Annotated in this window: 9 protein-coding genes and 1 other RNA gene; 7 read left to right on the top strand and 3 right to left on the bottom strand. The window is 71.2% G+C overall.

Annotation, left to right across the window (positions count from 1 at the left end):
* Positions 1 to 104 precede the first annotated feature (104 nt).
* Positions 105 to 1,073, bottom strand: a complete 969-nt coding sequence (locus tag ABD811_RS29925; protein WP_344954459.1) for a DUF8094 domain-containing protein — start codon at positions 1,071 to 1,073, stop codon at positions 105 to 107.
* A gap of 107 nt (positions 1,074 to 1,180) precedes the next feature.
* Entirely contained in the window at positions 1,181 to 2,299 is a 1,119-nt protein-coding gene (gene prfB, locus ABD811_RS29930; protein WP_344954461.1) for a peptide chain release factor 2, read from the bottom strand.
* Between the two features lie 118 nt (positions 2,300 to 2,417).
* Between prfB and ABD811_RS29935 the strand changes: the two genes are divergently transcribed.
* Complete coding sequence (locus ABD811_RS29935; protein ID WP_344954463.1) at positions 2,418 to 3,533, top strand: DUF8094 domain-containing protein; 1,116 nt, start codon at positions 2,418 to 2,420, stop codon at positions 3,531 to 3,533.
* A gap of 74 nt (positions 3,534 to 3,607) precedes the next feature.
* Here ABD811_RS29935 and ABD811_RS29940 read toward each other — a convergent pair whose 3' ends face one another.
* The gene (locus ABD811_RS29940) at positions 3,608 to 3,790 is read right to left on the bottom strand and encodes a hypothetical protein (RefSeq protein ID WP_344954465.1); all 183 of its coding nucleotides are present in this window, start codon (positions 3,788 to 3,790) and stop codon (positions 3,608 to 3,610) included.
* A gap of 1,568 nt (positions 3,791 to 5,358) precedes the next feature.
* On the opposite strand from ABD811_RS29940, the gene ftsE reads away from it, so the two are divergent.
* From ftsE to ssrA, 6 genes are all read left to right on the top strand, one after another.
* Positions 5,359 to 6,048 (top strand): cell division ATP-binding protein FtsE, encoded by a 690-nt coding sequence (ftsE, locus tag ABD811_RS29945; RefSeq protein WP_285492260.1) that lies wholly within the window; start codon positions 5,359 to 5,361, stop codon positions 6,046 to 6,048.
* 171 nt (positions 6,049 to 6,219) lie between these two features.
* A complete protein-coding gene (gene ftsX / locus ABD811_RS29950) occupies positions 6,220 to 7,125 on the top strand; it encodes a permease-like cell division protein FtsX (RefSeq protein WP_344954468.1) in 906 nt (301 codons plus the stop codon).
* 106 nt (positions 7,126 to 7,231) lie between these two features.
* Positions 7,232 to 8,500: a S41 family peptidase gene (locus ABD811_RS29955; RefSeq protein WP_344954470.1), complete on the top strand. Its 1,269-nt coding sequence runs from the start codon at positions 7,232 to 7,234 to the stop codon at positions 8,498 to 8,500.
* Between the two features lie 4 nt (positions 8,501 to 8,504).
* Positions 8,505 to 8,978, top strand: coding sequence for an SsrA-binding protein SmpB (gene smpB / locus ABD811_RS29960; RefSeq protein ID WP_344954472.1), 474 nt, complete (start codon positions 8,505 to 8,507; stop codon positions 8,976 to 8,978).
* Between the two features lie 123 nt (positions 8,979 to 9,101).
* The gene (locus ABD811_RS29965; protein ID WP_344954474.1) at positions 9,102 to 11,012 is read left to right on the top strand and encodes a penicillin-binding transpeptidase domain-containing protein; all 1,911 of its coding nucleotides are present in this window, start codon (positions 9,102 to 9,104) and stop codon (positions 11,010 to 11,012) included.
* Positions 11,013 to 11,355: 343 nt separating this feature from the next.
* Positions 11,356 to 11,728, top strand: a transfer-messenger RNA (tmRNA) gene (gene ssrA, locus ABD811_RS29970).
* Positions 11,729 to 12,013: the final 285 nt, after the last annotated feature.

Consider the following 12,013-nt stretch of genomic DNA (forward strand, 5'->3'; position numbering starts at 1 on the left):
CCGGGACGCCCCGGGCGAGGACGAGTGAGGTGACCGTCGGGCGCCGGTGCGTCTCCACGGCAGCGGTCGGTGACGAGGGGGACCGCACCGGCACCCGACGGTGATCAGGAGGCGTTCGCCGCGACGGCCTTGCGGTACATGCCGCCGACGGCGGCGTGCCCCGTGGCCGGCACGGTGGCCAGGTACTGCACCAGAACGGTGGCGTCCAGCCGGGTGCGGGCCGCCTTGGCGGGGGCCAGGCCGGTCAGGTCACCGGTGACGGCGAGCCTGCCGAGCCGGGCCGACCGGTAGCTCTCGTGCTGGCGCAGCACGTACCACACCAGCGCGCCCCCGTCCTTGGTGCGCAGCGCGTACACGGGCGAGGAGTCGGGGACGAACCGGGTCTGCAGCCGCACGCCGTTCTTCCGCAACCCCAGCCGGGCCTGCCGCAGCGCGTCGTAGGACTGCGTGGTCTGCGGGCCCGGCGCCAGCACCGACGCGCCCGGCGCCTGCGGCCCGCCGCTCAGCAGCGCCGCGTGCGCCGCGCCGATCCGGGACGGGCTGACCGCCAGCCCGGACGCGCCCGGCGCCACCGCCTGGGCGTAGCCGTCGCCGTCCAGCCGCACCCGGGAGATCTCGTCGCCGCCCGGATACGGGGACGCGGCCAGCAGCCACGGCGCCCCCGCCCCGGCCTGCGTGAACACCAGCGCGTGCCGGGTGGTGCGGGGCTCCTTGGCACCGGGCCGCGTCGCGGAGGTCACCGTGTCGGCGGCGAACCAGCGCGGGTACCCGTCCATCCGCGGGATGTAGAACGCGGACTTGACGAAGCGCACCGGCGTGAACGGCTGCCGGGCGGCGCGGCCCAGCCGGAACGCGGCGCGGTCCATGGAGAGCTGCGGGTCGGTCTCGACGGCGGCGAGCGCGGTGCCGTCCAGCCGCTGCCCGGCCTTGTTGGCGGCGTCGGCGTAGCGCGCCAGCACGCGCTGCGCCTCGTCCTTGCTCAGCGCCGGAGCGGGCTCGGACCCGCCGCCCCCGCACGCGGCGGCGAGCAGCAGAACCGGGACGGGCAGGGCGACGGCAGGGCGGACGCGCATGGCAGGCCCCCATGAGGACGAGTGCAGAACCGTCCGTCATCATCGCAGAGTGACCATGAGGCCACGCAGCGAATTCGGAGAACGGCCCGAACTCGGGGGCCTCGCGGCTACTGGGCGGCCTCGGCCTCGCGCTGCCGCATCCAGCGGATCTCGGCCTCGATGAACTCGTCGATCTCGCCGTCCAGCACCGCGGCGGGGTTGCCCGCCTCCACGCCGGTGCGCAGGTCCTTGACGATCTGATACGGGTGCAGCACGTAGTTGCGGATCTGCGTGCCCCAGCTGGTGGTGCTCTCGCCGCGCAGCGAGGAGATCTTCTCCGCCTCCTCCTGCCGCTTGCGCTCCAGCAGCTTGGCCTGCAGCACGCCCATGGCGGTGGCCTTGTTCTGCAGCTGGCTGCGCTCGTTCTGGCAGGACACCACGATCCCGGTCGGGATGTGCGTGATCCGCACCGCCGAGTCGGTGGTGTTCACGCCCTGGCCGCCGGGCCCGGACGAGCGGTACACGTCGATGCGCAGGTCGTTCTCGTCGATGTCGATGTGGTCGCTCTGCTCCACCACCGGCACCACGTCCAGCCCCGCGAACGAGGTCTGCCGCCGTCCCTGGTTGTCGAACGGGGAGATGCGCACCAGCCGGTGGGTGCCGTGCTCGCCGCGCAGCGTGCCGTAGGCGTAGGGGGCCTTGACCGTGAACGTCGTCGACTTGATGCCGGCCTCTTCGGCGTAGGAGGTCTCGTAGATCTCCGTCGGGTAGCCGTGCCGCTCGGCCCAGCGCAGGTACATGCGCTGCAGCTGCTGCGCCCAGTCGGCCGCGTCCACCCCGCCCGCCTGGGCGTTGATGGTGACCAGCGCCTCGCGCTCGTCGTACTCGCCCGACATCAGGGTGCGCACCTCGAGCTGCTGGATCTCCTTGCCGAGCGCGGCCACCTCGTCGTCCGCCTCGCGGCGGGTGTCGGCGTCGTCCATCTCGGTGGCCAGCTCGTACAGCGTGGCCACGTCGTCCAGCCGCTGCCGCAGCCCCTCGACCCGGCCGAGCTCGCTCTCCAGGTACGACAGCCGCCGCGTCACCTGCTGCGCGCGCTCCTGGTCGTTCCACAGCTCGGGGTCGGCGGACTGCTCGCGCAGCTCGGCGATGTCGCGCCGCATACCGTCCAGGTCGAGGACCTGCTCGATGCCGGTCAGCGTCGAGTCGAGCTCCTTGAGCCGGTCTTCGGGATCGATGGCTGCCACACTGAGAGCTTATCGCCGTCCCGGCAGTGCCCCGGGCGGCCGCGCCCGTCCGTTCGATCAGGGGATTCGATCAACGAGTTCGATCAATAGGCTGTGGATGGCAGAATCACGGATCAGCATGGCGGATCGGATCAGCGGAACGGACCGCTCGGAACAGCCGGGGGCAGGCGTGGCGGCGAATGCGGTGTGGCAGTCGTTTCGCTCCACCTCGATCGTCCTGGCCGCCGTGACGCTGGTGACGGCCGGCTGTGCGGGCAGCGAGCCCGAGGCCCGTCCCACCGTGCTGGTCACCGCCACCACGCCCGAGCCCGAGCTGCTGACCCACCAGGTCGCCGAACGCGAGTTCCGCGCCTTCGTCACCAACGACGACGTCGCCCGCGCCGCCGGTGACGAACGGCTGGCCCTGACCTGGACGTCCGACGGGCAGTCCCAGCTGACCGCCGCGGAGTTCCGCAAGGCCGCCTACGACGGCGACCCGGTGAACCGCTACCAGTACGGCGAGCCCCAGCTGCTGGTGCCGAAGCTGAAGGCCGACATCTACCCGCACTGGTTCGTGGCGGCCGTGCCGCGCACCGTCCAGGGCGAGCCCAAGAGCACCCGCACCGCGCTCATGGCGTTCATCCGCCGCGCCCCCGGCGACCGCTGGCGCCTCAGCCTGACCACCGAACTGCTGCCCAAGGCCAAGCTGCCCAAGGTCACGGTGGACGACGAGGGCTACGCCACCGCGCTGAACACCACCGACAGTACGATGCTGATCCGCCCACGCGAGGTGCCGGGCATCCAGGCGACCCTCGCCTCCGAGGGCCCCGACAGCGTGGCCCGCAAGGTCATGCGGACGGGCAAGTACACCACCGGCTACTACAGCGAGGTCCGCCGGGCCACGCGCAAGGCCGCGGACAAGGACCTGACCCTCCAGATCGTGACGGTGGCCACGCCGTTCCCGATCTTCCCCCTGCGCACCGAGGACGACGGCGGGCTCGTCCTCTACTCCCTGGGCCGCAACAGCCTGCTGACCGTCAAGGACGGCAAGAGCGGCGCCAAGCCGCCGGTCCCGCCCGAGGCCGCCCACCTGCTCGACGGCACGGACGAGGGCAGCGACATCACCACGTCCGAGGTCTACCAGTTCGCCGCCACCGACCCACCCCGCACCAAGAAGGGCAAGGTCAAGGCCGACATCATCGCCCAGGCGGGCACCATCGCCAAGGCCGGCACCAGGCCGTCGCGCACCTCCTGACGCCTGCGCAACGGTCGTGCAAGTTTCGTGGGAGATGTCACGGCCCGGCGGAGGGCGGAACCCGTCGAGGGGTTTCAGTAAATCCGTTGCAGGGCCAGCGCCAGGAAGAACAGAACGACCAGAACCGCCAGGATCACGGTGGGGGAGAAGGGGCCGCCGTGACGGTGCATCTCGGCGCGGGCGTTTCGGCAGGTCGGGCAGCGACCCTCCACCACCGGGCCCGAGCAGCGGGCGCAGATCAGATGTTCGCAGCTCATTCGGCTGCCTCTCTCGCTGGGATGCGTACCTGTCGCTTGAGAACCAAAGCACTCGTTCGCCAGCATTCAGCCTATCCCGACTGTAAAGTCCCTAAGCGTGCCGGGGCGTGGACCGGTCGAGGCGATCGATCTCCGCCCCTACACTGCACGGGGGCCGATCGGTCCGGAGTTCGGACCGGGAAGCCCCGTCCATTCAAGGAGCCGAGCCGCCGGGAGCCTCGCACCCCCGGACACCGGCCGGCTCCCGCCCCCAGGGGCTCCGAGGGGCCTGCGGTCCCCCAGACAGGAACTGCCGGAACGAGGTGGGGAGTATGCCAATGGCCTACGACTACACCTCGATGGACCCCGGAGCTTCCAAGCCAACGTCGCGTCACTCCCCTGAAAAAACGACGCAGCATGGCGCCGCCATGCCAAGAGACCTCCCCCTGAATTCCCCACGCCTCTCCGCCGGCAAGACTGCGTGCGCCCACGACCACACCAACCGAGGTGCGGCAGAGGGTCACCCATCTTGGAGAGAGGCAGAGCGGAACAGGGAGCACCCCAACACCACGCCTCCACGCCTCCGCCCGAGCGGGTGGGTGTACGAGCCGCAGGTTCACAACCACGCCACCCAAGCTTGGGCGGAAGTACTAAGGAGTCGCCTCTCTAGGGGAGAGGCGGAGCAAGCCGGGGAGCACCCCCACGTAATGCGACCATGTCTCCCCCTGAGCCCAGTGGCGCCTGAGCCGCATGTCCCCGACCACATCAGCCGAGGTGTGACGGGCGCCCCAGAGGGTCGCAACCACGCCAGCCGTGGCGCGGCGGGCCTTCCAGGGGGTTACTCCCCTGGGGGAGAGGTGGAGCGAGTCGAGGAGCGTGCCAAGGGCATGCGACCATGGCTCCCCTCAAGCGCAGTGGCGGCTGAGCCGCGGGTCCTCGACCACATCAGCCGAGGTGTGACGGGCGTCCCAGGGGCTTACCCCTCTGGGGGAGCGGCGGAGCGAGTCGGGGAGCGTGCCCCCAGCATGCGACCATGGCTTCGCCCAAGCGCAGTGGCGCCTGAGCTGCAGGTTCCCGACCACGCCAGCCGGGGTGGGACGGGTCTCCCAGGGGGTTACCCCTCTGGGAGAGAGGTGGAGCGAGTCGAGGAGCGTGCCAAGGGCATGCGACCATGGCTGCCCTTGAGCGCAGTGGCGTTTGAGCTGCAGGTTCCCGACCATGCCAGCCGGGGTGGGGCGGGGGTTCCAGGGGGTCGCTCCCCTGGGAGAAAGACGAAGCGAGCCGGGGAGCATGCCCCCAGCATGCGACCATGGCTCACCCCGAGCGGAGTATCATCTCGCCCCAGGCGGGTTGACGGACGGGCCGGAGGGCGGCACGCTCGACCGGCGTCGGCCGGTGACCCGAGGGCGCGGAGTGCACGCTGCGGCTCCATGGCCCCGCCGGGTCGACGGCCCGCGGGGGTCGACGGCCTCCGCTCACGAACCGCTACTGACAAACTACAGTCCGCTTCATGCGGCGACAAGATGGAAGACGCGATTCCTCCCGTTCGTGACCGCGCGGGTCCCTCGCAGGAATGGTGCTGAACCGCCGTGATCCACTTCGACAACGTCACCAAGGTCTACAAGAGCCAGAACAGGCCCGCACTGCAGCATGTGAACGTCGCCATCGAGAAGGGGGAGTTCCTCTTCCTGGTGGGGCCCTCGGGTTCCGGCAAGTCGACCTTCCTGCGCCTCATCCTCAAGGAGGAGCGTCCCACCCAGGGGCACGTGCACGTGGCCGGCAAGGACCTCAACCGGCTCAGCAACTGGAAGGTGCCCCACCTGCGCCGCCGCATCGGCTGCGTGTTCCAGGACTTCCGGCTGCTGCCCAACAAGAACGTCTTCGAGAACGTGGCGTTCGCGCTGGAGGTCATCGGCAAGCCGCGGCGCTTCATCCAGAAGGTCGTGCCCGAGGTCGTCGACCTGGTCGGCCTGGAGGGCAAGGCGCACCGGATGCCGCACGAGCTGTCGGGCGGCGAACAGCAGCGGGTGGCCATCGCCCGGGCGTTCGTCAACCGGCCGATGATCCTGCTGGCGGACGAGCCGACCGGGAACATCGACCCGGCCACCTCGATCGGCATCATGAAGGTGCTGGACCGCATCAACCGCACCGGCACCACCGTCGTCATGGCCACCCACGACGCCGCCATCGTGGACGCCTTCCGCAAGCGCGTCGTGGAGTTGGAGGACGGCCGGGTCGTCCGCGACCAGTCGCGGGGCGTCTACGGCCAGGCGTACTGACGGGCCCGCTCGCGGTGAACCTGGCGCGGGCTCCGGGCGTACCTCCCGTCGCGTGGGAGCGGCCCGCCGCCGACCGACGAGACCCACCCACCCGGACCGACCGAAGAGACTGACAGAGCCTGACCGGACGCACGCTCCCGGCGGGGCACAGGCGATCAAGGACAGCGAGGCATGCGCGTACAGTTCGTTCTCCAGGAGATCTGGATCGGTCTCCGCCGGAACCTCACGATGACGGTCTCCCTGGTCATCACCGTCGCCATCGCCATGGCGCTCTTCGGCACCGGTCTGCTGGTGCGGGCCCAGGTGGAGTCGTCCAAGAGCTACTGGTACGACAAGATCGAGGTGTCGGTCTTCCTGTGCGCCCAGACCAGCTCCAATCCGCAGTGCAACAAGCAGGACGCCACCGAGGAGCAGAAGCAGTCGATCAAGGCGGACCTGGAGAAGCTGCCCGAGGTCGCCAAGGTCGACTACGAGAGCAAGGCGCAGGCGTGGGCGCGGTTCAAGGACCGCTTCTCCACCACCCCGGGGTTCGTGCAGAGCACCCGCGAGGGTGACATTCCCGACTCGTTCCGGATTCGACTGAAGGACCCGGAGAAGCACCAGGCGGTGGCGCAGGCGATGCTCGCCCGTCCCGGCGTCGACCAGGTGATCAACGAGAAGCAGATCCTGGACCGCTTCTTCCGCATCCTCGGCGGCCTGCAGTGGGCCGCGCTGGTGATCGCGCTGATCCAGGTGATCGCGGCGGTGCTGCTGGTGGGCAACACGGTGCGGCTGTCGGCGTTCAACCGACGGCGGGAGACCGGGATCATGCGGCTGGTCGGCGCGTCCAACACCTACATCCAGATGCCGTTCATCCTGGAGGGCGCGATCGCCGGCCTGATCGGCGGGCTGTTCGCCGCGGTGCTGCTGGTGCTCAGCAAGTTCATGCTGGTCGACCGGGTGGCGAGCCAGATGCAGTTCGCCAGCAACCTCGGCTGGGGGACGGTGATCGCCGTCACCATCGTGTCGATCTGCTTCGGCGTGCTGCTGTGCGCGATCGCCTCGTTCCTCACGCTGCGCCGCTATCTGAAGATCTGACGGTGCCGGGCCGCGGGCACGCCCCGCGCGTCCCGGCGTTCCGCCACGCCGCCCCCACCGACCCGCCGGAGCCTTCCGCCGGAGGCGCGATGCTTAAACTGACCGCATGTTCCGGTTGACCGGTCGCGGGCTGCGCGTGTCGGCCGTCGTGGTCGCGGTGGTGTGCGCCTATGCCGCCGGGATGATCACCGGCGGCGGGCCTCCCGTCGAGCGGCGGGCGCGGGGTTCGGCCGCGCCGTCGCTGCTGGACGAGGCGGCGACGCGGATCGGCCGTGCGGCGGCGCAGCCGGTCGACCGCGGCAGGCTGGATCGCGCGGCCATCGACGGCATGCTGCGCACCCTCGGCGACAAGTGGGCCCGCTACTACTCGGCCAGCGAGTTCGACGACTTCCAGGGACGTATGAACGGCCGTTACAGCGGTGTCGGGCTGTGGCTGGGCACGGGCGGGGGCGATGCGGCCGCGGGTGAGGCCGCGCGCACCATGGCCGCTCCGGACGGCCCCGGCGACCGGCGCGTCCGGGTGGCCAGCGTCCAGCCCGGGTCGGCCGCCGAGCGGGCGGGCGTACGGGTCGGCGACGTGATCACCAAGGTGGGCGACGCCGACGTCGCCGGCTGGGACGCGGGCCGCGTCGCGGCGGCGCTGCGCGGCCGGCAGGGCACCGGCGTGGACCTGACCGTCGACCGCGACGGCGCGGCGCAGCGGTTCCGGCTGGTGCGCACCCCCGTGGCCGGAAGCGACGTCACCGTCGCCGACCTGGCCGACCGCGCCCGGATGATCCGCGTCGGCGCGTTCACCCGCGGCGTGGGCCGCGAGGTGCGCGGCGCGCTGACCGGCGCGTCCGGCAGCCCCCGCGGCGGCGTCCTGCTGGACCTGCGCGGCAACCCCGGCGGGCTGCTGGACGAGGCGGTGGAGACGGCCTCGGCGTTCCTGCCCGGCGGGCCGGTGGTCACCTACGAGCGGCGCGGCGAGCGCGGCATGGTCACCGAGCGGCGCGACGTCACCCAGCCCGGCGACGCCGACACCCCGCTGGTCGTGCTGGTCGACGCCGGCACCGCCAGCGCCGCCGAGGTGGTCGCGGGGTCGCTGCGCGACCGCGACCGCGCGGTGATCGTAGGATCGCGTACCTACGGGAAGGGGTCGGTGCAGGAGCCCATCCGGCTGGCCGACGGATCGGCGATCGAGCTGACGGTCGGTCGCTACCGGACGCCCAGCGGCCGTAACCTCGACGGCGTGGGGATCGACCCGGACGTGGCGGTCTCCGCGGACCGTCCCCCCAAGGAGGCCGAGCGGCGCGCCCAGGAGGTGCTGCGCGGGCTGCTCGCCACGCTGCCCGAACGAGGCTCGGGCGGCGTGCTGGACAAGGACCGAGGCTGATCACGTGCCACGCGAGACAGGGCGCAAGCTCATCGCGCAGAACAAGCGCGCCCGCTACGACTACCACATCGACGACACGTGGGAGGCGGGCCTGGTGCTGATGGGCACGGAGGTGAAGGCGCTGCGCGCCGGCCGTGCCTCGCTCGCCGACGGCTACGCCCACGTCAGGAACGGGGAGGTGTGGCTGGAGAACGTGCACATCCCCGAGTACCTGCAGGGCACCTGGACCAACCACGCCCCCCGCCGCCCGCGCAAGCTGCTGCTGCACCGGCGCGAGATCGACAAGATCGCCGACAAGTCGGACGAGGCGGGGTGGACGCTGATCCCGCTGTCGCTGTACTTCAAGGACGGCAAGGCCAAGGTCGAGATCGGCCTGGCCCGTGGTAAGAAGACCTACGACAAGCGCCAGGCCATCGCCAAGCGCGAAGCCGACCGGGAGATGCGGCGGGCGGCCGCGGCACGGTTCAGGAGACGGTGAAGGGTGTCGATGAGCAGCCCGGGTCGGGGCAGTAGCGCGTCAGGCGAGTCGGTACGGCACGGTCGCGGGCGCTGGGGCCGGCGGCGGCGTCCCAGGTCGTCCACGCCGCGCCGGGTGGTGTCGGTGGCGGGATGCGGCCTGCTGGTCGCGTCCGTGACGTCGGGCTGCTTCGCCGAGCCGTCCGCGATGCCGACCGTGCGGGACTTCCTGATCGCCTGGGAGGTCGGCAACTACAAGGCCGCGGCGCGCAAGACCACCGGCGCCGACCGGAACGCGGTGGCCGCCCAGCTCGGCCAGTTGCGCCGCCAGCTGGACGCGGCGTCCCTGCGGCTCGGCCTCGGCCTGCCGGTGCAGCCGGGCGGCACGCCCGCCAAGGCCATCACCAAGAACGGCGACAACGCGGTCGCCCGGTTCGCGGTGAAGATCGACCTGGGCGAGAACGGCCAGCCGTGGACCTACGAGGGCCGGATGCGGCTGCGCCGGGTGGACGGCGACTGGAAGGTCATCTGGGACCCGTCCATCATCCATCCGCGGCTGCGGCAGGGCATGCGGCTGGCCGTGCTGACCGAGGTGTCGCCGCGCGCGCCGATCTACGACTCCGACGACAAGCGCATGCTGCGCAACGTCCGGACCGACATCGTCGGCGTCTATCCCGGGCAGTTGCGCGACCCGGAGAAGACGCTGGAGCAGCTCACCAAGGTCACCAAGATCGACGGTGGCCGCAAGCTGGACACCGAGCGGCTGGTCGGCCGGGTCAACTCGGCGCCGCCGGAGCGGTTCCTGCCGCTGCTGACGCTGCGGCACCCGCAGGGTGTGGCGATCGCCCAGCGGATGCCGCAGAGCTCCGGGCTGCGCGTCCAGACCATCTGGGCGCCGATCCAGTCCAACGCCGCGCCCGAGCTGGTCGGCCAGCTCGGCCCCGCCACCGCCGACCGGCTGCAGCAGGTGGGCGCGCCCTACCAGCCGGGCGACACGATCGGTGTGAGCGGGATACAGCTGCTGCTGCAGCGGTGGCTGGCCGGCACCCCGACGGTCCGGGTGGTCGCACAGGATCCGTCCGGCCGCAACGTCCAGGAGCTGCGCTCGTGGGTCGGCCAGGAGCCGCAGCCCGTCCGCACCACCCTGGACGCCACGTACCAGGACAGCGCGGACCAGACGCTGGCCAGGGTGCCCGCGCCGGCGTCCATGGTCGCCCTGCGCCCCAGTACGGGCGAGGTGCTGGCGGTGGCCAACAACAAGCTGACGGGCGGCCGCAACCTGGCGATGGAGGGCAGCTACCCGCCCGGTCTGACGTTCGGCATCGTCTCGGCGGAGGCGCTGCTGCAGCGCGGTCTGACCAAGAACACGCAGACCGAGTGCCCGGCGACCGCCACCGTGGGCGGCCAGACGTTCAGCAACCCCGGCGGCCAGGCCCGCGGCAAGCGGACCCTGCAGATGAACTTCGCCTATTCCTGCGCCACCACCCTCGCCCAGCTCAGCACCCGCCTGGACGCCGCGACGCTGATGGCCGAGGCGCAGCGCTTCGGCCTGGGCAAGGACTGGGGCCTGACGGTGCCCGCCTTCACCGGAACGGTGCCGAAGCCCCGTAACGACGCCGAGAAGGCCGCCATCGCGATCGGGCAGGGCGGGGTGCGCGTCAGCCCCCTGGCCATGGCCCTGGTCGCCGGGGCCGTGGACGTGGGCAGCTGGAGGCCCCCGTACCTGCTGCGTTCCCCGCAGGACCCCTCGTCGAGATTCCCTGCCCAGACGCTGCCGTCCGTGGCCACGTCCGACCTGAAGGACCTGGTGCGGCGCTCGGTGTTCCAGGGGACCGCCCGGGCCGCCGAGGTGTCGAGCGGAGGCAAGGTGTCGGGCGTGTACGCGACGGCCACCTACACCGAGAACGGCCGCGAGAAGGTCGTGTCGTGGTTCGTGGGCTCCCGCTCCGGCACGGCCTTGGCCATCGCCGTGGAGGGCCACTACAACGCCGCCCAGCTCGCCTCGACGTTCTTCCGGGGCGGCATCCCGGCGGCGCCCACCGGGGCGTCCCGCTGATCGCAGCTCCGCCGCTCCCGTTACGTCCTCCCGGACGCTCGTTGCAGCTTTGTTATCTCTTTACCCGGGGGCCGCAACCATCCGGGGGCTCCCGCTCGTCTTTACAGGTGACTGAGACACCGCTTGGGGGGTTGCGGACTCAGTCGCCGTGATGAGACCAGAGCCTCGTCTCGGGGGAGGCTCTGCCGTCCGGACCGGCCCGACCCTGCCGGTCGGCCCCGGTGGGCGCGTTCGTCGCCCACCGGGGCATCACGCTGTCCGGGGGAATTCCCTTGGCACGAAGCGCGTTATCCTTGTAGCGTCAGTCGACGGGACGCTTGCGTCCCGGTTGACAACTGAACATGGGGGTGACCGGTTTCGACTTCGGTAGGTCGAAGCAGGGGAAGCGGGTCGAGGGTTGCGGTCGTGACCTCGTAAATCCTGTGACCGCAAACCAATAACTGCCAACCAGAAGCAGTCCGAGTTCGCCCTCGCCGCCTGAGCGAGGAGCGAACTCTGTCGGCCCGGGAGCGTCTCCGATCCGGGATCCGGCATCATCAGGAGACTCAACCTCCGCACCCGGTCGCGGGGTGCGTAGGGACACCTAACAGCGACTGAGCCCGTCGGCGACTCGCCTGCGAGAGCGCCGGGGCTGAGAAAACGTCAAGCAGGCTGCACCCGGAGAAGCCCTGCCTCATCACCGAAGGACGCGGGTTCGATTCCCGCCACCTCCACTTCGTGGGCGACGTGTGGTCGCGGCCCCTGCCGGGGGCCGCTTCCCTCAGCTCGTTCCGGATTTCTCCCAGGGGGGCGACCCCCTGGAACCCCCGTTGGGCCCTGCGCTCGGCGAGCTCCGCTCGCCTTCGCACAGGGCCCGTTGTGCGTTTCGGGGCGGTTCCAACCCGCTGCCGTTGGCAGGCAGCCGTGCTCTGCCGGAGCGCTTCCCCATACCTGCTTTCGGGCTTCTGCCAGGGCGCGGCTCCCTGGAACCTCCGCTGTGAGGGCTTCGCCCTCACGCCGTG

This window comes from Actinomadura miaoliensis (assembly GCF_039536785.1).
Taxonomy (GTDB): domain Bacteria; phylum Actinomycetota; class Actinomycetes; order Streptosporangiales; family Streptosporangiaceae; genus Spirillospora; species Spirillospora miaoliensis.